General features: G+C 65.9%; 21 protein-coding genes. 11 read left to right on the top strand and 10 right to left on the bottom strand.

Annotated features, from left to right (window positions below; genetic code table 11):
* Window positions 1–46 precede the first annotated feature (46 nt).
* The 7 genes from QW861_RS18805 to QW861_RS18775 form a co-directional block, all read right to left on the bottom strand.
* Complete coding sequence (locus QW861_RS18805) at window positions 47–1,135, bottom strand: ABC transporter ATP-binding protein (protein WP_316193387.1); 1,089 nt, start codon at window positions 1,133–1,135, stop codon at window positions 47–49.
* On the bottom strand, window positions 1,132–2,196 hold the full coding sequence (locus tag QW861_RS18800; protein ID WP_316193386.1) for an extracellular solute-binding protein: 1,065 nt from the start codon (window positions 2,194–2,196) through the stop codon (window positions 1,132–1,134). The genes QW861_RS18805 and QW861_RS18800 overlap by 4 nt, the downstream gene beginning before the upstream one ends.
* A gap of 14 nt (window positions 2,197–2,210) precedes the next feature.
* Window positions 2,211–3,089, bottom strand: coding sequence for an ABC transporter permease (locus tag QW861_RS18795; RefSeq protein ID WP_315715496.1), 879 nt, complete (start codon window positions 3,087–3,089; stop codon window positions 2,211–2,213).
* 8 nt (window positions 3,090–3,097) lie between these two features.
* Window positions 3,098–3,973 carry an ABC transporter permease gene (locus tag QW861_RS18790; protein WP_315828063.1) on the bottom strand — a complete coding sequence of 292 codons (876 nt, stop codon included), beginning with the start codon at window positions 3,971–3,973 and terminating at the stop codon, window positions 3,098–3,100.
* A complete protein-coding gene (locus QW861_RS18785; protein WP_315828064.1) occupies window positions 3,973–4,755 on the bottom strand; it encodes an IclR family transcriptional regulator in 783 nt (260 codons plus the stop codon). Before QW861_RS18785 ends, QW861_RS18790 begins: the two co-directional genes overlap by 1 nt.
* Before the next feature lie 153 nt (window positions 4,756–4,908).
* A complete protein-coding gene (locus tag QW861_RS18780; RefSeq protein ID WP_316193385.1) occupies window positions 4,909–8,454 on the bottom strand; it encodes a molybdopterin cofactor-binding domain-containing protein in 3,546 nt (1,181 codons plus the stop codon).
* Window positions 8,454–8,936: a (2Fe-2S)-binding protein gene (locus tag QW861_RS18775; protein ID WP_316193384.1), complete on the bottom strand. Its 483-nt coding sequence runs from the start codon at window positions 8,934–8,936 to the stop codon at window positions 8,454–8,456. The genes QW861_RS18780 and QW861_RS18775 overlap by 1 nt, the downstream gene beginning before the upstream one ends.
* Before the next feature lie 285 nt (window positions 8,937–9,221).
* On the opposite strand from QW861_RS18775, the gene QW861_RS18770 reads away from it, so the two are divergent.
* The 8 genes from QW861_RS18770 (at window position 9,222) to QW861_RS18735 (ending at window position 17,497) form a co-directional block, all read left to right on the top strand.
* Window positions 9,222–10,673 (top strand): 6-hydroxynicotinate reductase, encoded by a 1,452-nt coding sequence (locus QW861_RS18770; protein WP_315715501.1) that lies wholly within the window; start codon window positions 9,222–9,224, stop codon window positions 10,671–10,673.
* Complete coding sequence (locus tag QW861_RS18765; protein ID WP_316193383.1) at window positions 10,670–11,557, top strand: UPF0280 family protein; 888 nt, start codon at window positions 10,670–10,672, stop codon at window positions 11,555–11,557. Before QW861_RS18770 ends, QW861_RS18765 begins: the two co-directional genes overlap by 4 nt.
* A gap of 39 nt (window positions 11,558–11,596) precedes the next feature.
* Window positions 11,597–12,181 (top strand): amino acid synthesis family protein, encoded by a 585-nt coding sequence (locus QW861_RS18760; protein WP_315715503.1) that lies wholly within the window; start codon window positions 11,597–11,599, stop codon window positions 12,179–12,181.
* Between the two features lie 26 nt (window positions 12,182–12,207).
* On the top strand, window positions 12,208–13,410 hold the full coding sequence (locus tag QW861_RS18755) for an ABC transporter substrate-binding protein (protein ID WP_316193382.1): 1,203 nt from the start codon (window positions 12,208–12,210) through the stop codon (window positions 13,408–13,410).
* A gap of 182 nt (window positions 13,411–13,592) precedes the next feature.
* On the top strand, window positions 13,593–15,479 hold the full coding sequence (locus QW861_RS18750) for an ABC transporter permease (RefSeq protein WP_316193381.1): 1,887 nt from the start codon (window positions 13,593–13,595) through the stop codon (window positions 15,477–15,479).
* Entirely contained in the window at window positions 15,476–16,267 is a 792-nt protein-coding gene (locus QW861_RS18745) for an ABC transporter ATP-binding protein (RefSeq protein WP_316193380.1), read from the top strand. The genes QW861_RS18750 and QW861_RS18745 overlap by 4 nt, the downstream gene beginning before the upstream one ends.
* Window positions 16,264–16,968, top strand: a complete 705-nt coding sequence (locus QW861_RS18740) for an ABC transporter ATP-binding protein (protein ID WP_315715507.1) — start codon at window positions 16,264–16,266, stop codon at window positions 16,966–16,968. The genes QW861_RS18745 and QW861_RS18740 overlap by 4 nt, the downstream gene beginning before the upstream one ends.
* Before the next feature lie 13 nt (window positions 16,969–16,981).
* Window positions 16,982–17,497 carry a MarR family winged helix-turn-helix transcriptional regulator gene (locus QW861_RS18735; protein WP_315715508.1) on the top strand — a complete coding sequence of 172 codons (516 nt, stop codon included), beginning with the start codon at window positions 16,982–16,984 and terminating at the stop codon, window positions 17,495–17,497.
* A 147-nt stretch (window positions 17,498–17,644) separates the two neighbouring features.
* On the opposite strand, the gene QW861_RS18730 is transcribed toward QW861_RS18735, so the two are convergent.
* Complete coding sequence (locus QW861_RS18730) at window positions 17,645–18,841, bottom strand: amidohydrolase family protein (RefSeq protein WP_315715509.1); 1,197 nt, start codon at window positions 18,839–18,841, stop codon at window positions 17,645–17,647.
* A gap of 331 nt (window positions 18,842–19,172) precedes the next feature.
* Between QW861_RS18730 and QW861_RS18725 the strand changes: the two genes are divergently transcribed.
* The 3 genes from QW861_RS18725 to QW861_RS18715 all read left to right on the top strand — a co-directional run bounded on the left by QW861_RS18725 (window position 19,173) and on the right by QW861_RS18715 (window position 21,805).
* Window positions 19,173–20,054, top strand: a complete 882-nt coding sequence (locus QW861_RS18725; RefSeq protein ID WP_316174758.1) for an aldose 1-epimerase family protein — start codon at window positions 19,173–19,175, stop codon at window positions 20,052–20,054.
* Window positions 20,055–20,371: 317 nt separating this feature from the next.
* Window positions 20,372–20,791: a hypothetical protein gene (locus tag QW861_RS18720; RefSeq protein ID WP_316193379.1), complete on the top strand. Its 420-nt coding sequence runs from the start codon at window positions 20,372–20,374 to the stop codon at window positions 20,789–20,791.
* 192 nt (window positions 20,792–20,983) lie between these two features.
* Window positions 20,984–21,805 carry an aldo/keto reductase gene (locus QW861_RS18715; RefSeq protein WP_316193378.1) on the top strand — a complete coding sequence of 274 codons (822 nt, stop codon included), beginning with the start codon at window positions 20,984–20,986 and terminating at the stop codon, window positions 21,803–21,805.
* Window positions 21,806–21,896: 91 nt separating this feature from the next.
* Here the strand turns inward: QW861_RS18715 and QW861_RS18710 are convergent, their stop codons facing one another.
* Both QW861_RS18710 and QW861_RS18705 read right to left on the bottom strand, forming a co-directional pair.
* Window positions 21,897–22,124 carry a hypothetical protein gene (locus QW861_RS18710; RefSeq protein ID WP_315715512.1) on the bottom strand — a complete coding sequence of 76 codons (228 nt, stop codon included), beginning with the start codon at window positions 22,122–22,124 and terminating at the stop codon, window positions 21,897–21,899.
* A gap of 144 nt (window positions 22,125–22,268) precedes the next feature.
* On the bottom strand, window positions 22,269–22,715 hold the full coding sequence (locus tag QW861_RS18705) for a hypothetical protein (RefSeq protein ID WP_315752075.1): 447 nt from the start codon (window positions 22,713–22,715) through the stop codon (window positions 22,269–22,271).
* Window positions 22,716–22,762: the final 47 nt, after the last annotated feature.

The following is a 22,762-nucleotide window of genomic DNA, read 5'->3' as shown; positions in this document are numbered from 1 at the left end:
CGGCGCACGGTACTGCTGCGGGAATAGGAATATAACGCTCACAGTATCAATCCTCGAGAATGACGAGATCGGCCGGACGCCAGTCGAGCGTGACCGTTTGACCCGGCGCGTGGAGAGGACCAGCTCCGGAATTCGGCTGTTGCGCCAGCACGTGCTGTCCGCACTCCAGGGCGATGCGGTACAGCACCGCGCCGCCGAGGAAATTGGTGCTCTCGACTGTGCCGCGCGCGGACATGCCTGTCCGCTTGGCATCGGCCACCTCGGCTGGCGATACCGATATCTTCTCCGGCCGCAGCGCGACCGACAGAACCTCGGCCTCGGCTGCTGCAACTGTGTCCGCCAGGGCCAGCACCAGACCGTTGCCGACGGCTATCCCGACGCCATTGTCCAAGGTCACGCGCTGACCACGAAAAATGTTGGTGTCGCCGATGAAATCGGCAACGAAACGCGTCCGCGGCTGATCGTAGATCTCGAGCGGGGTGCCGATCTGCTCGACGCGGCCGGCGTTCATGACCGCGATGCGGTCCGACATGGCCAGCGCCTCCTCCTGGTCGTGGGTGACGAACACGAGGGTGAGGCCAAGCGTCTTCTGCAGCCGCTTGAGTTCGAACTGCATCTGCTGGCGCAATTTCTTGTCGAGCGCGCCGAGCGGCTCGTCGCAGAGCAGCACGCGGGGCGAGATGACGATGGCGCGGGCGAGCGCGACGCGCTGCTGCTGGCCGCCGGACAGTTGCGCCGGCCTGCGGTTCTCCAGGCCTCCGAGTTCAACCATCGCCAGCGCTGCCTTCACCTTCGCGGCAATCGTCGCCTTGTCGATCTTGCGCATGCGCAGGCCGAAGGCGACGTTCTCGGCCACGGTCCGGTGCGGGAACAGGGCGTAGTTCTGGAACACCATCGCCATGTCGCGCTTGTGCGCCGGCACGTGGGTGATGTCGGCGCCGTCGAGGCGGATCTCGCCGGCGCTTGGGCTGTCGAAGCCGGCGATCATGCGCAGGGTGGTGGTCTTGCCGCAGCCGGACGGGCCGAGCAGCGAAAAGAACTCGCCAGGCCTGATGTTCACGGCAACCGCGTCGACTGCGCGTACGCCGCCGTCATAGATCTTGCTGACCGCGGCGATCTCGATGGCAGCGCTCATGCGCGGAAGATCCGGTTGACCCGGCTGTCGATCTCGTCCTTCCGTGCGTTGTACCACTTCCAGTCGACCTGGATCAGCTTGCCGACCTTCTCCGGCGTCGTCAGCAGCTTGGCGTCATACTTGGAGTCGAGCTTGACCTTCTTGTTGGCCGGCGAATACCAGACGGTCTCAGCGAGGCGCTTTTGAACCTCGGGGCGCAGCATGTAGTTGATATAGGCGTTGGCGAGCTCCTTCACCTTGCTGCCGGGCGTGATGCTCAGCACTTGCTCGAGCGACAGCACGCCCTCGTTCGGCGTGACGAAGTCGACCGTCTGGTTCTGACCGTCGTAACGATAGATGCCGGAATCATGCAGGATGCCGAGGCCGACCTCACCGGACAGGATCAGCTTCTCCATCGCGCCGGTGAAGTCGACCAGCTTGATCGGCTTCAGCTTCTCCAGCGCTGCATAGGCGGCGTCAAGGTCGGTCTGGCCCTTGCCATACAGCGCGCCGCACATCATCACGAACGCCTGTCCCAGGCTGTTGGCAGGGATCACATAGCCGCCGCGCGCGCCGTTGAATCTCGCATCCCAGTAGTCTTTCCACGACGTGACGCTCCCATAGCCCTTGTCGGTGCGCATGCCGAGCCCGATGGCGCTGGTGAAGATGCAGACGCCGACGATCTTGTCGCTGACGGCGTAAGGGTAGACGTCGGCAATGTTCGGAACCAGCTTGGGGTCGACCTTGGGCTCGACGAGACCCATCTCCACGGCCGCCCACTGCTCGTTGGAGTTGGTGTGCAGCACGTCGTAGATGGGAGCCGAGCGCGAACTCGCCTGCAGCTTCGGCAGGAATGGCAGCGCGGTGTCGGTCTTGAGCTTGCACTTGAACTCGCTTTCGAAGGCCGGGCCGATCTCGGCCTTCATCACGTCACCCCATTTGCCGCCCCAGCCGGTGACGTTGAGAACGGGCTCGTCCGCATGCGCGACAAAGGGAGCAGCGACAACGCCGGCGCCGAGCGACGCAGCCGCGGTCAGCAGGCGGCGGCGGCTCAGGGGAAAACGACGCGATGAGGCGGTCATGTCCGGGATCTCCCTTAGAGTTTGACGTAGGAGCGAAGACCTACGGTGCGGTCGAGCGCGATGACGACGATGAAGGCGAGCAGGATCGAGACCACCGAGGCCGCGCCGATGGTGCCGTCGAGATCGAACTTCAGATAGTTGAACAGCGTGATCGGCAAGGTCTCGCTGCCCGGCGCGACCAGGAACAGCGACACCGGAAACTGGTCGAACGAGACGATGAAAGCAAAGATCGCGCCTGCCAGAACGCCGGGCTTCACCAGCGGCAGCGTGATCTCGAAGAAGGTCCGGGTGGGGCTGGCGCCGAGATTCTGCGCGGCTTCCTCCAACCTGACATCGAAATTGTGCAGCACGGCGAGCGTGGTCCGCACCACGTAGGGAATCGTCACCAGCGTGTGACCAGCCACCAGCCCCCACACCGGGCGTCCGACGTCGAGCAGTACGTAGGACTGGAACAGCGCAAGACCGGTCAGGATCGCCGGCAGCATGAGCGGCGACAGCATGGTCGCCACGATCAGCCGGGAGCCTGGCAGGTTGCCGCGGGCGATCGCCAGCGCGGCCGAGGCGCCCAGCACGGTGGCCGCGACCGTGGTCATGGCCGCGACTTCGATGCTGAACAGCAGCGCGTGCATGAAGTCGCCCGAGGCGAAGAATTTCTCGAACCAGCGAAAGGAGATGCCGACTGGTGGAAACTGGATGAAAGGCGTCGGGTTGAGCGCGAACACGATCACGATCGCAATCGGCGCCAGCAGGAAGACGAGGATGGCGGTGTTGGCGGCGAGATAGAGCCTGCGGCCCCACCGGAGCGGCCGCGCCTTGCTGCGAAGGGCAGGTGTGGCCGCCAGACCGATTGGCGCAGCGAGCGGCGGCCGCGATCCCGGAGCAAGGCTCGTCATCTGCGCCCTCATTGCAGCTCGCGCTGGCCCGAAACGAGGCCGAGCACGTGATTATACGCGATGACGAGCGAGAGCGAAATGATGAGCAGCACCATGCCGAGCGCAGCCGCGAAGCCGACGTTGAAGTTGGCGGAGATCTGCTGGTAGATCAGGATCGGCAAGGTCATGACCTGGAAGCCGCCGAGCAGGATCGGGGTGACATAGGCGCTGATCGCGAGCGCGAAGATGAGCAGCGAGCCGGCGAGGATGCCGGGCAGGCTGAGCGGCAGGGTGACCTCGAGAAATGCGCGCCATGGGCTGGCGCCGAGATTCTCCGCCGCCTGCTCCAGCCGCTCGTCGATGCGACCGATCACGCCGGTGAGCGTCAGCACCATGAAAGGCACATAGATGTGGACCAGGCCGATGATGATGCCCGTCTCATTGTACATCAGCTGCAACGGCCTTGTGACCAGCCCGAGCGAGGCCAGGATCTGGTTGATGACACCCTTGTCGGACAGCAGCGTCATCCAGGCGAAGGTACGCACCACGATGCCGGTCAGCATCGGCGCCAGCACGGCCATCAGCAGCAGCGCATGGCCGGTGCGGCTCTTGATCCGCGCCATCCAATGCGCGAGCGGGTAGCCGATCACGAGCGCGGCGAGCGTCGTCCAGAGGCCGATCCGGATCGTGGTCCAGATCACCTCGAGATAGTAGCCGTCATTGCCCATGCGGGCATAGTGCCTGGCTGTGAGGGCGACGTTCGGCATGACCACGGGGTTGCCGGTCAGGACGCTCATCACCGCCATCAATCCGATCGGCAGAAAGAAGAACAACGCAAACAGCAGCGCGCTCGGCAGGATCAACAGCGCCAGGCTGTTGACGCGCGGCGCGCTGCTGCTCGTCATCAGGAGGCCAGTCCGGCCAATTGCTCGATGGTCTGGCCGAGCGGATCGCCGGTCATGCGCCGCAGCTTTGCGGCCATGCTGCCGAGCTCGCGGCGGACATTGGCACGCTCGATCTCGGTGGTGGCCTGGACCGAGTAGGAGACGGCGATGCCGATCAGCTCACCGCTCTCGCCGCTCGTCAGCGCAAAGCCCTGCGAGCCGACGCCCTCGATGGCCTCGTCGGCGGCGTCCGAGATGCCGGTCCGGCGGATCTCGTTCAGCCGCGCCATCAGCTCGGTGAAGTTCTGCGGCGAGTTGGCCGGGACCTTCGGGTAGTCGAGCGGCACGCGCGCCCGGATCTCCTGGTCTGTCAGACGCGCCAGCATAGCGCGGCCGTTCGAGGTGATGATGGCCGGCGTGCGCTGGCCCGGCGGGTTGACGACGCGCAGCGGATTGGAGCCGGGCACGATGCGCAGCACCACCTGCTGATAGCCGTCGAGCACGGCGATGTAGCCGGTGTGGCCGGTGCGCGCGCAGACATCGCGCAGCTCGCGCTCGGCGGTGGCGATCAGGTCGTCATGGGCCCGGTGCAGCCGCCCGAGCTCGAAGGTGAGCAGGCCCGGCCGGTAGCGGCGGCTGTGCGGATCCTGCTCGAGCAGGCCGCAATCGCGCAGCGAGCGGAGCAGGCGGGAGGTCGAGCTTTTCGGTTTGCCGGTCAGGACCTGGACGTCGGCAAAGGAGAGGTCGGGCCGCGCGGTCGAGAAGCAGCGCAGGATGTCGATGGCGTTGGTCAGAGCGCTCATGATGATACCGTTTGTTCCATTTTTTGGAACGTAGTCCCAAATTCTAGAAGCGGCAGACCGTCTGCCGCAAGGCGAAATTACTGGCAACGAGGTGCCCGAATGCGCGTCAGGGTGGTGGTCGGGGCGCCGGGCGCAGACGGAGCATGCTCAGCCTCACTGCGCCACGGTGGACCTGATGCGACCGACGGCGGCGTCTACGCCCGTCCAGGCCGGCTTGTCCGGAGCAAACTGCTGACGAAGATAGGCGACGAGTTCGGCGATCTGGACGTCACTGAGATGGTCCTTGAACGCCGGCATGTAGCCGAGATCGGACGAGACCGGCTTCATGATCCCGTGCAGGATCACCTGGATCAGATTGTCGGGTGTGGCGCTGTGCAGGTTGCTGTTCAGCGCCAGCGAGGGCCGACTGCCGAACAGCGGCAGGCCGCCCACCTCGTGACAGACCGCGCAGGCGCCGAGATAGAGCCGTGCCGCCGGAGACGCCGTCGAGGTCGCCTTGGTGCGCGCTTCCAACTCCGCGGCCATCGCCTCCAGCTTCGCTGCCTCGGGCGAGGGCGTCTGGAACGAGGCGAGATAGATCGCCATGGCCCGAATGTCCGCGTCGGGCAGCGTCGCGAGATCCTTCACGATCGGCGCCATCGGACCGGCCGCGACACCATGGAAGCGCGATTGCCCCGAGCGCAGATAAGTGTAGAGCTCGTCCTCGGTCCACGGGATCGGGGCAGTCGAGAGCGCGGTCAGCGCAGGGGCTTCCCAGCCATCGGCGAAGCCGCCAGCCAGATGTGCGTTGCGCTGCTCGGCGCCGAGCGCGTTGCGCGGCGAGTGACAGGCGCTGCAATGGCCGAGGCTTTCGACGAGATAGAAGCCGCGATTCCACTGCTCCGATTGTGTCGGATCGGGCCGGAACGGCTGCGTGTCGTGAAACAGAGCGTTCCATCCGGCGACCAGCGGCCGCAGGTTGAATGGGAAGCGCAGCGCGTTGTCAGGCGCCTGCTGTCTCACTGGCGCCTGTGCCATCAGGTAGGCGTAGAGCGCCTGCAGGTCGGCATCATCGGTTCGCGCGAAATGCGTGTAGGGAAACGCCGGATAGAGCTGCCGGCCGTCGCGATGCACGCCCTCGCGCATCGCGCGCTCGAAGGCGGGATAGGACCAGGCGCCGATGCCAGTCTCGACGTCGGGCGTGATGTTGGTGCTGAACAGCGTGCCGAACGGCGTCTCCAGTGCGCGGCCGCCGGCATTGATCAGGCCGCCATCCGCGGTATGGCAGACAGCGCAATTGCCGAGCGCCGCGAGCGCCTCGCCTCGCGCGATCGTCGCTGCGGAATAGACCGAGGGATCGGGGCGCGTGATCGGCGCGATGGCGCGCCAGGGCAACACGGCGGTGGCGACGCCGATCGCCGCGGCGCAGGCCGCGACGGCGGTGGCGATCACGCCGCCCCGCTTGGCAAAGGGCTTGGGCCACGTGGTCGTCGGTCTTTCGGGGGCGGGCAGCGACTGCGGCGCCGGCGTCTCCGCCCGTCCGCCGCGCAGGCCTTTCAGAATGCGCTCCGGCGTGAATGGCGGCTCGCGGAAGCGGACGCCGGTGGCGTCGTAGATCGCATTGGCGATCGCGGCGGCGCTGGGAACGGACGCGGATTCGCCGACGCCGAGCGGCGGCTGATCCGGCCGCGGCAGCATCAGCACGTCGATCTCAGGCACGTCGGGGAAGGTGATGATCGGATAGGCGCCCCATTCCCGTGCCGCGACCTTGCCGCGCGTGAAGGGAATCTCCTCCATCAGCGCACGGCTGGTGGATTGGATGACGTTGCCTTCGATCTGGTGGCGTACCCCGTCGGGATTGATCATCAGGCCGGAGTCCTGGCCTGCAATGACCCGCGTGACGCTGACATCGCCGGTGGTCGTATTCACGGCGACATCGGCGATCCACGCCGACCATGCCGCGCCGTAGCCGGGAAACTTGCTGTGGACGTAGAGCGCGTAGGCGAAGCCGCGGCCATGGACGACGCCGTTCTCGGGCGTCTTCTCCTCCCGCACGGGGCGCGGCGTCCAGCCGGCGCGCTCGGCCACGGCGTTCACGAGATCACGTGCGCGCTCGTCCTTCAGATAGCGCAGCCGGTATTCGATCGGGTCGACGCCGGCCTCGGCGGCGAGCTCGTCGATGTAGGACTCGTGCGCGAAGGTGTTGGGCAGCGCCGAGACACCGCGGATCCAGGACGCACGCACGATCGGCGGCATGTCATGCGCCGTGACGCGCATGTGCTCATAGTCGTAAGGCGGGATCGCGGTGCGGTCGCCCATCTCGAACACCGCAGGCTCCGGCCCGATGCGCCCGGTCAGCAGCAGCGCCAGCGTCGGCGCGCCGTTCGAGGGATAGCGCGTGGCGAACTCATAGGCCGCGACCGAGCCGTCGGCCGTGAGGCCGCCATTGACGTCCATCAGCTGCGCGGTGCCCTTGGGCTCCCACAGATGCTCCTGCTCGCGCGACAATTGCACCCGCACCGGGCGGCCGACCGCACGCGACAGCAGCAGCGCATCGGCCGTGACGTCGTCGGCGCAGTTGCGGCCGTAACAGCCGGCGGCCTCGAGGCGGATCAGCTCGATCTGGTGCTCGGGACAGTCGATCAGCTTGGCGAGATCGCCGCGCAGGATGTGCGGATTCTGCGTGCCGGAATAAATGCGGATCTGCCCGTCGCGATAGTCGGCGACAGCGCAGGACGGTCCGATCGAGCCGTGCATCTGGTAGGGCCAGAGATAGGTCCTCCGCATCGGCTTGGCGGCGCCGGCGACGGCGTCATCGACATCGCCCTTGTCGAGCAGCCGGCGCGGAGCGGACGGATTGGCCCGCAGCGCGTTCTCGACATCGTCGAGGTCGCGCAGGGTCGGCACCGGCTTCCATTTCACCTCGAGGCGCTCGGCGGCACGGATCGCATTCTCCTCGCGCTCGGCGACGACGCCGATGAAGTCGCCGATGACGACGACGTCGACCAGGCCAGGGACATCGCGCACTGACTCCCTATCGACGCCAAGAAGGCTGGTCCCGATGAAGGGGCCGGCATCGACGCCGGCATAGGGCGGACGCACGACGCGGCCGTGCAGCATGCCGGGGACGCGAACGTCATGCACGTAAGTGAGCTCACCGGTCGCCTTCGCCGGCAGGTCGACGCGCGGCACCGAGCGGCCGACGACCTGATAGTCGTTCACCGACTTGACGAGGATATCGTCGGCGAGCTCGAGGCGGATCGTCTCATCGCCGATCAGCTCGCCATAGCTGAGGACGCGGTTGTTGGGCCCGCGGACCAGTCCGTCCTCGACCGTCAAGTCCTGAACGTCGAGGTCGAGCTGCGTCGCCGCCCGCGCCAAGAGGAAGGCGCGCGCCTGCGCCGCCGCCTTGCGCAGGGGCACGGCGGTGATCTGGATTGTCTCGCTGGCGATGGTCGCGCCCTGGTTCGGCACGACCGCGGTGTCCCCGAGCACGACCACGACCCGAGCGAAGGAGACGTCGAGCTCTTCTGCGACGATCTGTCCCAGCGCGGTGCGGATGCCGGTGCCGAGATCGACATGGCCGTTGAAGGCGGAGACCTCGCCTGCCGCCGTGATCCGGATGAAGGTTTCGAACTGGCCATCTTTGCCGGCTATGGGACGTTCGACAACCAGCCGGCCGCGAGGCATGTCGGCGTCCTTGGTGAGGCGATCGTTCATCAGTCCAGCGCCTCGAGCGTGTGGCCGGCCGCGCGCATCGCCGCGCGGAGGATTTCGACATGCGCGCCGCAGCGGCAGAGATTGTAGCGCAGCGCTTGCTTGATCTCGTCGGGTGACGGATCGGGCTTGATCGCCAGCAGCGCCTTGGTCGTCATGATCATGCCGTTGAGGCAGTAGCCGCATTGCGCGGCCTGCTCGGCGATGAAGGCCTGCTGCACCGGATCGGGCGCCTCGCGCGAGCCCAGTCCTTCCAGCGTGGTGACGTCGCGGCCGATGCAGCCTTCCACCGGAATGATGCAGGAACGGGCGGCGCGGCCATCGATCAGCACGGTGCAGGCGCCGCATTCCCCCAGGCCGCAGCCGTATTTCGGACCGTTCAGAGCGAGGTCGTTGCGCAGCACATGGAGCAGGGGCGTGTCCGGCGCGGCCGCGACGTCATGCGTCCGTCCGTTCACGGTCAGCCGAATCGTTGCTGGCGTCATGCCCTTCTGTCGTCCGCTATGCTATCGTTAACGAGGATGCGATGGTGATCGCTCCGAGCGTATCGTTTGTGTACTAACATGCAAGTGGCACGTATTGCGCTGCAGCGTATGCACGATTTGTCGTCATTGTGCAGGGCAAACTGATCGTTTATCCGGCAATCGTGCTTTTCGTTCGCGGTGGCGCTTGACAGTCGGCGGAGGGGCGCGACATCATTCGTATACGAACGAATTGCCGCGGCGCGTGGATGGCTGCCGCCAACTCCGCTTCAAGATGGGCTTCTCTGCATGGTGACTGAGACGGCGAGCGACGGTGCAGGGGACAAGATCCGCTGCGATGCCTGCCCGGTGATGTGCTACATCAAGCCGGGCGCGGCAGGCGCCTGCGACCGCTATGCCAATCAGGACGGTGTGCTGGTGCGCGTCGATCCGCATATCCTGCTGGAGCGCACGGTGTCGCATGGCGGCAAGCTGGTGCCGTTCCAGGCGAGCGGCGACTGGGACGGCAAGATCGTGCATCAGCCGGAGCTGTTCGTCACCGCGATCGGCGCCGGCACCACTTATCCCGACTACAAGCCGGCGCCGTTCATCGTGTCATCGGTCGTCGATGGCGTCGACATGGTCACGGTCGTGACCGAGGGCATCTTCAGCTATTGCGGCGTCAAGGTGAAGATCGACACCGACCGCTATCTCGGCCCGGAAGCGGCGACGGTGCGCGTCGACGGCGAAGCGGTCGGTCACGTCACGACCAGCGAATACGGCTCGCAGATGTTGTCGCTCGGCGGCGTGCATCATCTCACGGGCGGCTCCAAGAAGGAGGGGCGTGTCACCTGTGACGCGCTGATGGACCTCAGCAACCGCAAGGCCGTGGAACTCGTGGTTGACGGCGGCTCCAGCGTGATCGTGCAGGCGGGGCAGCCCCCGATCGTCAACGGCGTCAAGGAAGAGCGCATGCGCGTCGGCTGCGGCTCGGCCACGATCGGCATGTTCGCCAAGCAATGGCAGGGCAAGGTCGACGAGGTCGTCGTGGTCGATGATCACATCACCGGCGTGCTGTCAGAGCACCAGGCCGGCAAGCTGCTCGACATTCCCGCGACAGGCATCAAGATGAAGGGGCGACGCTCGACGCCGGGCCGCTACTTCCAGGTGGCGCAGCCCGGAACCGGCTGGGGCGGCACCGACATCTCCGATCCGCTGTCGATCCTCGGGCCATTCGATCCCAAGACGGCGAAGCCGGGAACGACGCTGCTGATGGTGTCCACGACGGGCGAGCATGCCGGATACTACGTGCTCGACGAGACGCTCAGGCCGGTGCAGCGCGAGATGCCGCCGGAGCTGCAGTTCTCGGTCGAGCGCATCCAGGAGAACTGCGAGCCGGCGCTGTGCACCGTGCTGTTCATGGCCGGTGCCGGCGGCTCGCTGCGCGCCGGCGTCACCGACAATCCGGTGCGGCTGACGCGTTCGGTCAAGGATACGCTGACGCGGGTGACGAGCGGCGGTGCGCCGGTCTATGTCTGGCCGGGCGGCGGCATCACCTATATGGTCGACGTGACCCAGATGCCGGCCGGCGCCTTCGGCTATGTGCCGACGCCGGCGATCGTCGCGCCGATCGAGTTTACGCTGAGGCTATCGGATTATGCGGCGCTCGGCGGGCACATGGATTACGTCCAGCCGCTCGCTTCGCTCAAGGATGTCAGCAAGGACATTCGCCAACTGCCGTGGCCGAGGCCGGGTGCATGACCCGGCAGCCACAGATCGCCTTGTTGCCCGACCGGCGGCTGCATCTGCAGGACGGCCCGATCGATCTGATCATCGGCGCCGACGCGGTCGATGGTGATATCCGCGCGGCCTATCGGGCGGCGGTCGAGCGTTTCACGGGTCTCTTGGACGAGCTGTGTACGGAACTGTCCGATCTGCGCAGGGGCGCCGATCACGATCGATGCCCATTGAAAGGTGTCGTCGCGCGGCGGATGCATGCGGCCGTGTCGCCGTTCGCCCGCGAAATGTTCATCACGCCGATGGCCGCGGTTGCCGGGAGCGTGGCCGAGGAGATCCTCGGCGCCATGCGCGGCGCGACGAAGTTAACGCGGGCCTATGTCAACAATGGCGGTGACATCGCACTCCATCTGCGGGATGCCGCCACCTTCAGCGTCGGGCTGATGGACCGTCCCGACGGCGCAGGTGTGATGCGCAGGATGACGCTTCGTGCTGCCGATGCGATCGGCGGCGTCGCCACGTCGGGCCGCCACGGCCGCAGTTTCTCGCTGGGCATTGCCGACGCGGTGACGGTACTCGCGCGCAGCGCGGCGCAGGCGGATGCGGCGGCGACGGTGATCGGCAACGCGGTCGATCTTCCGGGTCATCCGGCCGTGCTTCGCCGACCCGCCTGCGAGTTGCAACCGGAGACCGATCTCGGTGATCGCCTCGTCACATGCGAGGTCGGAGAGCTCCGTGATGTCGAGGTTGCCGAAGCGCTGGCCGCGGGCGAGCATCGTGGGCAGTCGCTGCTGTCGGCCGGTCTGATCGAAGGCGCCGTTCTGCAGCTTCGCGGCAACATTCGCGTTGTCGGTCCGCGCGCGATCGAGATCGTTCGTCGGCCGCAGTTGCGAGCGGCGGCGGCGTGAGGTTTGATGCATGATGTGCAGGAACACGAAGGATCATCGATGAGCGCCGTCATCAGAAAGATCGTGACCGTGGTCGAGGAAGTCCATCAGGAGATGGGCCGGTCCGTCTCGCCGCCGACGCGGCGAGCTGCGGCAGTGGCGGTGATCGAGAATCCGTTTGCCGGCCGCTACGTCGAGGACCTGTCGCCTCTGATTGCGATCGGCGAGGAGCTGGGCGAGATGCTGGCCAAGCGCGCCGTGGCCGCGCTCGGCATCGAAGGGCCGGCCGCGCACAGCTACGGCAAGGCGGCGGCCGTCGGCAGCGACGGCGAGCTGGAACATGCGGCCGCGATCCTGCATCCGAAAATGGGCGCGCCGGTGCGCAAGGTACTCGGCAAGGGCGCGGCGCTGATCCCGTCGTCGAAGAAGCGCGGCGGCGTCGGCTGCACGCTCGACATTCCGCTCGGCCATAAAGATGCGGCCTTCGTGCGCAGTCATTTCGATGGCATGGAGGTGCAGATCAACGATGCGCCACGCGCCAATGAGATCATGGTCGCGCTCGCGGTCACCGACAGCGGCCGTCCGCTGCCGCGCGTCGGCGGGCTCACGGTCGCCGAGATCAAGGGCGAGGACGGTCTACGGTAATTCGACTCAACATGGAGGCTGAAGGGATGCGACGGAGAACGATGCTTGCGGCAGGCCTGGGCCTTGCCGTCGCGGGACTGACGGGCGCGGCGCGCGCCGAGGACGTCATCAAGATCGGCGAGATCAACAGCTATTCGCTGCTGCCGGCCTTCACCGAGCCCTATCGCAAGGGCTGGCAGCTCGCGGTCGAGGAGATCAATGCGGCCGGCGGCATCAACGGCAAGAAGCTCGTCGTCGTCTCCAAGGACGACAGCGGCAAGCCGGCCGATGCGCAGACCGCGGCCAACGAGCTGGTGTCGAGCGAGAACGTCGCGATGCTCGCCGGTACGTTCCTGTCGAACATCGGCCTCGCCGTCAGCGACTTCGCCAACCAGAAGAAGGTGTTCTTCCTGGCGGCCGAGCCGCTGACCGACGCCATCACCTGGGCGAAGGGCAACAAATACACCTTCCGCCTGCGTCCGTCGAACTACATGCAGGCGGCGATGCTGGTCGAGGAGGCCGCCAAGCTTCCCGCCAAGCGCTGGGCCACCATTGCGCCGAACTATGAATATGGCCAGTCGGCCGTCGCCGTGTTCAAGAAGCTCTTGTCGGAGAAACGGCCCGACATCCAGTGGGTGGACGAGCAGTGGCCGCCGCAGGGCAAGATCGACGCCGGTCCGGTGGTGCAGGCCGTCGCCGCCGCCAATCCGGAGGCGATCCTCAACGTCACCTTCGGCGCCGATCTCGTGAAGCTGGTCCGCGAGGGCAACACCCGCGGCCTGTTCAAGGACCGCAAGGTCGTCAGCTTCCTGACCGGCGAGCCGGAATATCTCGATCCGCTCAAGGAGGAGACGCCCGAGGGCTGGATCGTCACCGGCTATCCCTGGTATTCGATCAAGACGCCCGAGCACGACGCGTTCCTGAAGGCGTATCAGTCCAAATATATCGACTATCCGCGGCTTGGTTCGATCGTCGGCTACCAGACCATCAAGTCGGCAGCCGCCATCCTCGCCAAGGCCGGCTCGACCGATACCGACAAGCTGATCGCCGCGGCCGAGGGACTGTCGGTGCCGTCGCCCTTCGGTGAAATCACGTTCCGCAAGATCGATCACCAGTCGACGCTCGGCGCTTACGTCGGCAAGACTGCGCTGAAGGACGGCAAGGGCATCATGGTCGACGCCGTCTATCGCAAGGGCTCGGACTACCTGCCTGGTGACGCGGAGGTCGGCAAGCTCCGGCCGAAGGACTGATCCACACGATCCTGCTTCTCCCTCTCCCGCTGGGGGAGAGCGGGCGGGGTGAGGGAATACGACGCCTGATCTGCAGGTTCGGGCCGAGATCCCTCACCCCACGCTTGCTCGCCAGCTCTCTGAGGGAGCGCCGAGCGCAAACGCGGCTCATCGATTCGACGATCTCCTCACGCGGACCGCCCATGGCCTTCTATTTCGTCCAGTTCCTGACCGGCCTTGCCAGTGCAGCCTCGCTGTTCCTGGTGGCGTCGGGACTGTCGATCATCTTCGGCGTCACCCGCATCGTGAATTTCGCCCATGGCGCGTTCTACATGCTCGGCGCCTATGTGGCCTTTTCGCTCACTGAGAGGCTGTCCGGTCCGCTCGGCTTCTGGGGCGGCATCGTCGTGGCAGCGCTCGCGGTCGCGGCCATCGGCGTGCTCGTCGAGATCGTGCTGCTGCGCCGGATCTATCACGCGCCGGAGCTGTTCCAGCTGCTCGCGACCTTCGGCTTGACGCTGATGGTCGAGGATCTCGTTGTGCTGATCTGGGGGCCGGACGACCTGGTCGGCCGCCGCGCGCCAGGATTGAAAGGTGCGGTCGATTTCTTCGGCCAGAACATTCCGAGCTACGACCTGTTCCTGATCGCGCTCGGTCCGATCGTGCTCGGGGTGCTGTGGTTGCTGTTCCAGCGCACCCGCTGGGGCATCCTGGTGCGCGCGGCGACGCAGGACCGTGACATGGTGGCGGCGCTCGGCGTCAATCAGAAGTGGCTGTTCACCTCGGTGTTCGCGGTCGGCGTCTTCCTCGCCGCGCTCGGCGGCGCGCTGCAGATCCCACGTGACGCGGTCCATCACGCGATGGATCTGCGCATCATCGTCGAGGTGTTCGTGGTCGTCGTGATCGGCGGCCTCGGCAGCATCCTCGGCGCCTTCGTGGCCGCGGTGCTGGTGTCGGAGCTCAACGCTTTCGGCATTTTGATCTTCCCCACGATCTCGCTGATCCTGGTGTTCCTGGTGATGGCGGTCGTGCTGGTCGTCCGGCCCTGGGGCCTGTTCGGCAAGAAGGAAGCGCCCGCGCGCCGCACGCCGGGCCTCACCGTTATTCCGTGGCGTCCGCTGAGCTCGGTCGAGCGGCTGGCGTCTCTCGTCGCGCTGGCGCTGGCGGCGATGCTGCCCTTCATCGCCGGCAACTACGCGCTGACCGTGGGCGCCGAGATCGCGATCTTCGTGATCTTCGCGGCGTCGCTGCATTTCCTGATGGCGGTCGGCGGGCTCGCCTCGTTCGGTCACGCCGCCTATTTCGGCCTCGGCGCTTACGGCGTCGCCTTCCTCGCGAAGATGGCGGGGCTGCCGATGATCGCCTGCCTCTTGCTGGGACCGCTGCTCGGCGCGCTTGGTGCGGCCGTGTTCGGCGCCTTCGCCGTCCAGCTCTCGGGCGTGTATTTCGCGATGCTGACCTTGGCCTTTGCGCAAATCGTCTGGTCGATCGCGTTCCAATGGGTCGCGGTCACCGGCGGCGACAACGGCATTCTCGGGCTCTGGCCGGAGAAATGGGCCGCGTCGCCGTCGCACTTCTACTGGCTCGCGCTCGGCGTCTCCGCGTTCGTCGTCAGCGTGCTGCGCCTGATCACCTTCTCGCCGTTCGGCTACGCCTTGCGCGGCATGCGCGACTCGCCGCTGCGCAGCGAGTCGATCGGCATCAACGGCAAGCGTATCCAGTGGACGGCGTTCATCATCGCCGGCACGACGGCCGGCCTCGGCGGCGCGCTGTTCGCCTATCTCAAGGGCAGCGTCTTCCCCGACAACATGGGCATCTCGCTGTCGGTCGATGCGCTGGTGATGGTGTTGCTCGGCGGCGTCGAGACGGTGCCCGGCGCGATCTTCGGCGCCATCGTCTACAAGGCGCTCAACATCTGGCTGGTCAGCCAGACCGACTGGTCGAAGCTCGTGCTCGGCATCTTCATCGTGCTGATCGTGGTGGTGTTCCCGAAAGGCATCGTGGGCGTGGTCGAAACCGTCATGCATCGGCGCCGCGCAGTGTCCCCCAAGGGGGCTTCGCTGTCGGCCAAGATGGAGGGCGCACAATGAGTCCCGGCGTGTCGCTGCTCTCGGTCGAAGGCCTGTCTAAATCCTATGGCGGCATTCACGCCGTCCGCAACGTGTCGTTCACGCTGCGGGCCGGCGAGATCCTGGCGCTGATCGGCCCGAACGGCGCGGGGAAAAGCACCTGCTTCGACATGCTCAACGGCCAGAACGTGCCGGACAGCGGCCGCATCACGGTGATGGGGCAGGAGACCACCGGGCGCAAGCCGCGCGAGGTCTGGCGGCTCGGGGTCGGCCGCACCTTCCAGATTACCGCGACCTATCCGACCATGACCGTGCGTGAGAACATCCAGGTCGCGCTGGTCTCGCATCATCACCGCCTGTTCGATTTCTGGAGCCCGATGGTTGGCATCGAGCGGGACGAAGCCGATCGCCTGCTCGACCTCGTCGGCATGGCCGGCTATGCCGAGCGTCCCTGCGGCGAGCTCGCCTATGGCGACCTCAAGCGGCTGGAGCTCGCGATCGCGCTTGCCAACCAGCCCAAGCTCCTGCTGATGGACGAGCCGACGGCCGGCATGGCGCCGCGCGAGCGCGTCGAGCTGATGCGGCTGACCGCTAGAATCGCGCGTGAGCAGTCGATCGGCGTCCTTTTCACCGAGCACGACATGGACGTGGTGTTCGAGCATGCGGACCGCATTCTCGTGCTCAATCGCGGCAGCCTCATTGCCGAGGGATCGCCGGCCGAGGTGCGGGCCAACCGCGAGGTGCAGGCGATCTATCTTGGCGAAGGCCTGCTGTATGATGCCGACCATCGCGAGGGAGCTCCGGCATGAAGCTGTCCGTCGCCAGTCTCAACAGCCACTATGGTCCGGCGCATATCCTGTTCGACATCGGCCTCGAGGTCGGCGAGGGCGAGGTGGTGGCACTGCTCGGGCGCAACGGCGCTGGCAAATCGACGACGTTCCGCTCGATCGTCGGCCTGGTCGAGCTGCGCGAGGGCCAGATCATGTTCGAGGGCAAGGACATCTCGTCCGCGCCGACCCATGAGATCGTCCGCGCCGGCCTCGGCTATGTTCCGGAAGAGCGCCGCATCTTCACCGAGCTGACGGTGGAGGAAAACCTCGAGGTCGGTCGGCAGAAGCCGCGGCCCAATGCGCCGCAATGGACGCGCGAGAAACTCTATCAGTTGTTTCCCAATCTCGGCGAGATGAAGAACCGCCCGGGTGGCCGCATGAGCGGCGGCGAGCAGCAGATGCTCACCATCGCCCGTACCCTGATGGGCAATCCGTCGCTGGTGCTGCTCGACGAGCCATCGGAGGGTTTGTCGCCGAAGATCGTCGAGCAGATGGTCGATGCGATCCTGACCATGAAGAAGGAAGGCGTCTCGCTGGTCGTCTCCGAGCAGAACCTGCATTTCGCCAAGCTGATCTCGGACCGCGCCTATATCATCGAGCGCGGCCGCATCTGCTTCTCCGGCACCATGGCCGAGCTCGACGCGCGGCCCGACATCCGCGACGCGCATCTGTCGATCTGAGGCGAGGGAAGATATGGCCAAGAGCGCCACGCTGAAGCGATCGGCAAGGACCGCAACGAAGACCGCGCCGAAGCCGCAGCCAAAGGCCGCTGCGAAGGCCACGGCCAAAGCGGCGAAATCAAATTACGTGCTCGACGATCAGATCGGCTTCATCCTGCGTCAAGTCTGGCAGCGCCACACGATGATCTTCGCGCGCGACATCGGCAGCAACCTGACGCCAACGCAATGGGCGGCACTGTCGAAGCTGGTCGAGACCGGGCCGTGCTCGCAAAACCAGCTCGGACGGTTCACGGCGATGGACGTCGCGACGATCAAAGGTGTGATCGACCGGCTGACCGCGCGCGGTCTCACCGAAACCAGCCCGGACCCGCAGGATGGTCGCAGGCTGCTCGTCAGCCTGACCCGCGCCGGCCAGCAGCTCGCGGAGAAGACCGCACCGCTCGCGCTCGCCATCTCCAAGGAAACACTGGCGCCGCTCGATGCGAAGGAACGCGAGACGCTGCTGGGGTTGTTGAACCGGCTGCGGTAGCCCTTCCTCCACGTCATTCCGGGGCGTCGCGAAGCGACGAACCCGGAATCCCAAGCTGAGGGAAAGAACAGCGCAGGCCAATCTCAGGATTCCGGGTTCGCCCTTTGGGCGCCCCGGAATGACTGTGTATGCCGCTCTACGACGATATTACTTCGCCACGATCTCCGGGATCTTCGTGGCCGGCGGCGTGTTGCGGCTGCGCTGGGTGCGGACGATGCCGTCGATGATGGTCATGCCGATACCCGGGAGATCGCCGAGCTGGACGCTGTCGAGCAAGGTCGTGGCCGGCGAGTGCTGCGCCTTGTCCATGATGACGAAGTCGGCGGAGCGGCCGACCTCAATCAGGCCGCAGTCGAGCTCGCGCATCCGCGCTGTGTTGCCGGTAGCGAAGCAGAACGCGATCTCGGCGGGGACGTCGCCGAGCGAGGACAGTAGCGACACCATGCGCAGGATGCCGAGCGGCTGCACGCCGGAGCCGGCCGGCGCGTCGGTGCCGAGGATCACGCGGTTGAGTTCGTTCATCTCGCGCGCGGTGCGCAAGGTGAACAGCGCCGAGCGCTCATTGCCGTTGTGCACCAGCTCGAGCCCAGCCTTGCAGCCCTCGCAGATGCAGCGGATCTGGTCGTCGGGCAGGGCGGTGTGGCCGCCATTGATGTGTCCGATGACGTCGGTGCCGGCCTCAAGCACGACGTCCTTGTCGATCAGGCCGGAGCCGGGAATCGACGGACCGCCGGTGTGAATGGTGCTCTGGATGCCGTATTTGCGCGCCCAGCCGACCATCTTGCGCGCGGTCGGGCCGTCCTTGACGCCGCCGAGGCCGACCTCGCCGAGCAGCTTGACGCCGGCCGCCGCGAGCTCCTTGAAATCGTCCTCGACCATCTCGCATTCGATCACCGGCGCGCCGGCATGCACCTTCACACCGCCGGGGCGGAGCGTCCAGAATGCGCGCTGCGCGAAGATCGCCATCGCCTTCAGGCCGACCACGTCGCGCGGGCGACCGGGCATGTGCACCTCGCCGGCGGAGATCATCGTGGTGACGCCACCATGCAGATAGGAGTCGATCCAGTTGGTCTGGTTCTGCCGCGGCGTCCAGTCGCCGGCGACCGGATGAACATGGCTGTCGATCAGGCCTGGCGCCACCGTCGTGCCATGGGCATCGACGATGGTCGTCGCGCCTTCGGTGTCGACGTCCTTGAAGCGGCCGATGCCCGTGATCTTGCCGTTCTCGGCGACGATCGTGTCGGCGTCCAGGATGGGCCGTTCCAGTGCGCCGGACAGCATCAGGCCGATGTTGCGGATGACCAGCTTGCTGGGACCGGTTGCTTGCGGCGCGTCATGGGCCATCGGGATATCCTTCTTTCCTGGCAAGGCATTTGCGGCAGTTTGCGCCTGCACGCGGCGCAGCATCAAGCCGGTTTCGGTCATTCGTACACGAATGATCAGGTCCGGCAAGCTGCGGCCTGCACGAAGATTTGGCGCGGGTTGCCTACCCTTCAGACACAGCGCGGGCCCTATGAGCGCGGCGACATCCTCGGCTTCGGTCGCGTGTTCGACATTCCCGTCCCCTGTGCTTGTGGCGGTGGTCTACGCGCAGGTGACGAACCGCACCCCTGGACGTTGCCGCCGCAATCCGGCATCACCTCGTGCGATCTTTTTGCGACGTGGGTGACGGCAGATGAGCGACGACCTCCACATGATCGGAGCGGGCGGCATCACCGCCTCGGTCAAGGCTGATGGCGCCGAGCTGTGCTCGTTGAAGACGGCCGGGGGCCTGGAGTTGCTGTGGCAGGCCGGAGCCGTCTGGCCGCGCCATGCGCCATGGTTGTTTCCGATCGTCGGCCGACTCAAGAATGACCAGCTCCACCACCGCGGCCAAACCTATCCGATGACGCAGCACGGCTTCGCCCGCGACCTCCCATTCACCTGGCTGGAGCGCGGGGCCGAGTCGTGCGTGTTGCAGCTGACCGACGACGAGACGACGCGGGCGCGCTATCCGTTCGCCTTCCGTCTCACGGTGAGCTACCGGATCACCGCTGATGCGCTGGACGTGGCGGTCGAGATCGCCAACCCCGGCGCGGAGGTTCTGCCAGCCTCGTTCGGATGCCATCCCGCCTTCAACTGGCCGCTGCTCCCCGGCCAGCCGAAGGAGAGCTATCGGCTGATCTTTGCAGAGCCGGAGCCGGCGCCGATCCGCCGTCTGACAGGAGGTTTGCTGCGCGAGCGGCCGGAGCCCTCACCGATCGAGGGGCGCGTTCTCCCGTTGAGCGAACGTCTGTTCGACGACGATGCCGTGATCCTCGATCAGCCGGCCAGCCGTTCGGTTCGCCTCGTCGGAACCACAGGACCGGCGCTTGAGTTAACTTGGGATCATTTTCGTCAGCTTGGAATCTGGTCGAAGCCCGGCGGCGTGCCGTTCCTGTGCATCGAGCCGTGGCGCGGTTTCGCCAGTCCGCTCGATTTCGACGGCGAGTTTGCGGCCAAGCCCGGCGTCATGCACATCGCCCCGGACTCTGCAGAGACGCTGCGATGCCGCATCCGGGTCGACGGATTGGTATGACTAATGCTCGCAGCGCCCATTTGCGTGCACAGCGGTAACTGTGACTCGTAGTTTTGGGCCTGGAAATGACGGCGCCGTGACCTACATCAGAGACGAGCGCGGAACTTTGGCTATGATGCGTCGAACGACCGGCGGTTGGTGGGCGCTTTCTCCGAACTGATAACGGTCGATCATCGAACATGACGTGCGGCGTGATGTCAGGCGCTCTTAGCTGGCTCTTGCAGCCGGGCAGCGCTGCGAGTTCGCCATCAGCCGGCGTGCAGAGATCTCGCGGCGGGGGCGCGTAAGTGACGTTACGCGGGGAACGGGAGGATGGGATGGTGTTGAGAGCTGTTATCGGCACGATTACATGCGCCGTGTTGCTCACGGCGGGCGATGCTGTGGCGGGGGCCTATCAGCCGGGTGACTTCCTCAAGCTTGATCTGTCGAAGGCCGTGTTGTCGCCGGAGCCGCTCGGCCCCGAGGCGCATTTCGAACCTGTGCCTATCGAAGCCAAATCAGATCGACCTGCGGTCGCCGTCCGTTCCGCGATCGACCCGGACGAGCGCTCCGCCATCCCGCGCGCCATCGCCAGCCGGCGCGCTCATGGCACCAGGACGGCCGAGCGGCCCCGCGGCGCCGCCCGCGCCAAGCTCGTCCATCGGCGCGGCAATCCGCTCGACGCGCAGGCGATGGATACGCGCATTCAGACCTGGCCGTGCCGGCCTGGCAGCGGCGGCATCTGTAACTGGCGCTGATCGGCGGGGCTACCCCGCGCGCCTGTTGCGTTCAGGAACCTCGCTCCCGACATCTTGATTGAGGCGGATGCCGGCTCGCTTGAACTCGCAAGCGGAGCAAAGGCAAGTTGAGCGCTTCCCGCCAAGGTCTTGATGTTCGAGGCTGCCGCCGGCGTTTGCTGGCGAATGGCTCGCGCGATTCCAGGAGATTTCATGAACGCCATCGACACCCAGGGTATCCGTCTGCCCAAGCTCGGGCTCGGCACCTTTCGCATGCAGGGCACTGTCTGCCGCGAGGCCGTCGAGAGCGCGCTTGCGCTCGGCTACCGCCACATCGACACCGCCGAGATGTATGCCAACGAGGACGCGATCGGTGCTGCACTTGCGGCAACAAATCTGCCGCGCGCCGAATTGCACGTCACCACCAAGGTCTGGCCGGAGAACCTCGCGCCGGACGCGATCCGTCGCGCATTCGACACGAGTCTGAGGAAGCTCAGACTGGATTTCGTCGATCTCTATCTCATCCACTGGCCGGCCAAGGGGATGAACCTGCCGGCCGCGCTGGAGACGCTGTTGAAGCTGAAGGAGGAGGGGCGTACGCGCGCGATCGGCGTCGCCAACTTCACTGTCGCGCTGCTGAAACAGGCGGTGGAGGACGTCGAGGCACCTGTTGCCTGCAATCAGGTCGAGTACCATGTGATGCTCGATCAGTCGAAGCTGATGGCCTACATGGCGAGCCGGTCGATTCCCCTGGTGGCCTATTGCCCGCTGGCGCAGGGACGCGCCGCCGCCGACGAGACGCTGGGGGCCATTGGCAGGAAGCATGGCTCGAGCGCCGCCCAGGTCGCACTGAAATGGCTGTTGGACCAGGATGGGGTAGCGGCGATCCCCAAGGCCGCGCGTCCGGAAAGTCAGCGTGCGAACTGGAATGCGATGAAGCTTCAACTCGATGATGAGGATCGTGCCACCACCGCGTCCCTCCCGAAGGACAAGCGCTTCGTCAATCCGGCCTTTGCGCCGGAATGGGACCGCTGACCACCACGCGGAGCCCTGCGAGAACGGACGTCAGAACGAACGCCACAGAAAATGGCCCCTCTCGGGGCCATTGCTGTGTCGAAGTTGCAGATCAGTCGCGCCGGATGATCACGGTGCGATCGTGATGGCGGTGGAACGGCCGGACATAGCGGTGAGGCCGGTACTCACGATGCATGCGGTATTCGGCGTGGGACCGATCCCAGCCGTGGTGGTAGTGATGGCCGCCACGCTTGATGACCACCGTCTCGGCGTTGGCGATCGACGGTGCCGCGAGCGCGACGACCGCAAGGGAAGCGAGCGCGAGAGCGATTTTCTTCATGTTGTCCTCCAGAATGAAAGTGCGGGATCAACTTGAAGTGTGAAAGAACGTTCCGCAGGAACTTCCACGAAGTTGCTGAATACACGTTCAGATTTGGTCTTCACGCTCGCGGGCGGACCGTGCCGTCCCCTCGAGCCTGCCGCGTCAGTCGCACTTCCTGAGCGCTGGCGTCGGCTTGCCGTTGGCGACGAAGCGGCCGTCACGAATGGTGTAGCTGTCGTCCTCGCCGCGATTGAACGCGGAGCGGATATTGCCGTCGGCGGTCCGGGTGATCCCGTTCTCTCGCGTCTGGCGCGCTTTGGGCAGCACGATCGAGAGCACCAGCGTCTGGTCCGCCTCGACGCGTGCGCTCGCCACCTGGTTGACGTCGGACGGATCGTGGTCACGACGATAGATCAGGTGACCATCGTCAGTGACTTCGTAGGAGATGATGGCGCCGCGGCCCTTGACCGCGGGTGCGCTGCAGTCGGCGGCCCAGGTTCCGATCAGGCCCCAGGTCCGAGCAACCTCGACGGTGTCGTCGGCCCGGGCGGCAGACGCTGATGATGCGCAGAGGACGATTGCGATGAGAGGGCGGGAGATCGAAATCATGCGGTCTCGGGGGGTGACTGCCGTGACATCTTAATGCACTGCGTCAA

It is taken from the genome of Bradyrhizobium sp. SZCCHNRI1029, from assembly GCF_032487555.1.
In the GTDB taxonomy this organism is placed as follows: Bacteria; Pseudomonadota; Alphaproteobacteria; order Rhizobiales; family Xanthobacteraceae; genus Bradyrhizobium.
Note: the sequence above shows the minus strand (reverse complement) of the source record. Positions and strands in the feature narration are given on the sequence as shown.

Bases quoted from the DNA above. Each gene is read 5' to 3' on its own strand.
- QW861_RS18780 (WP_316193385.1), bottom strand. From the start codon at position 8,454: ATGAACGATCGCCTCACCAAGGACGCCGACATGCCTCGCGGCCGGCTG.
- QW861_RS18795 (WP_315715496.1), bottom strand. From the start codon at position 3,089: ATGACGAGCCTTGCTCCGGGATCGCGGCCGCCGCTCGCTGCGCCAATC.
- QW861_RS18765 (WP_316193383.1), top strand. From the start codon at position 10,670: ATGACCCGGCAGCCACAGATCGCCTTGTTGCCCGACCGGCGGCTGCAT.
- QW861_RS18730 (WP_315715509.1), bottom strand. From the start codon at position 18,841: ATGGCCCATGACGCGCCGCAAGCAACCGGTCCCAGCAAGCTGGTCATC.
- QW861_RS18775 (WP_316193384.1), bottom strand. From the start codon at position 8,936: ATGACGCCAGCAACGATTCGGCTGACCGTGAACGGACGGACGCATGAC.
- QW861_RS18745 (WP_316193380.1), top strand. From the start codon at position 15,476: ATGAGTCCCGGCGTGTCGCTGCTCTCGGTCGAAGGCCTGTCTAAATCC.
- QW861_RS18785 (WP_315828064.1), bottom strand. From the start codon at position 4,755: ATGAGCGCTCTGACCAACGCCATCGACATCCTGCGCTGCTTCTCGACC.
- QW861_RS18715 (WP_316193378.1), top strand. From the start codon at position 20,984: ATGAACGCCATCGACACCCAGGGTATCCGTCTGCCCAAGCTCGGGCTC.
- QW861_RS18725 (WP_316174758.1), top strand. From the start codon at position 19,173: ATGAGCGACGACCTCCACATGATCGGAGCGGGCGGCATCACCGCCTCG.
- QW861_RS18735 (WP_315715508.1), top strand. From the start codon at position 16,982: ATGGCCAAGAGCGCCACGCTGAAGCGATCGGCAAGGACCGCAACGAAG.
- QW861_RS18705 (WP_315752075.1), bottom strand. From the start codon at position 22,715: ATGATTTCGATCTCCCGCCCTCTCATCGCAATCGTCCTCTGCGCATCA.
- QW861_RS18805 (WP_316193387.1), bottom strand. From the start codon at position 1,135: ATGAGCGCTGCCATCGAGATCGCCGCGGTCAGCAAGATCTATGACGGC.
- QW861_RS18740 (WP_315715507.1), top strand. From the start codon at position 16,264: ATGAAGCTGTCCGTCGCCAGTCTCAACAGCCACTATGGTCCGGCGCAT.
- QW861_RS18755 (WP_316193382.1), top strand. From the start codon at position 12,208: ATGCGACGGAGAACGATGCTTGCGGCAGGCCTGGGCCTTGCCGTCGCG.
- QW861_RS18750 (WP_316193381.1), top strand. From the start codon at position 13,593: ATGGCCTTCTATTTCGTCCAGTTCCTGACCGGCCTTGCCAGTGCAGCC.
- QW861_RS18720 (WP_316193379.1), top strand. From the start codon at position 20,372: ATGGTGTTGAGAGCTGTTATCGGCACGATTACATGCGCCGTGTTGCTC.
- QW861_RS18790 (WP_315828063.1), bottom strand. From the start codon at position 3,973: ATGACGAGCAGCAGCGCGCCGCGCGTCAACAGCCTGGCGCTGTTGATC.
- QW861_RS18710 (WP_315715512.1), bottom strand. From the start codon at position 22,124: ATGAAGAAAATCGCTCTCGCGCTCGCTTCCCTTGCGGTCGTCGCGCTC.
- QW861_RS18800 (WP_316193386.1), bottom strand. From the start codon at position 2,196: ATGACCGCCTCATCGCGTCGTTTTCCCCTGAGCCGCCGCCGCCTGCTG.
- QW861_RS18760 (WP_315715503.1), top strand. From the start codon at position 11,597: ATGAGCGCCGTCATCAGAAAGATCGTGACCGTGGTCGAGGAAGTCCAT.
- QW861_RS18770 (WP_315715501.1), top strand. From the start codon at position 9,222: ATGGTGACTGAGACGGCGAGCGACGGTGCAGGGGACAAGATCCGCTGC.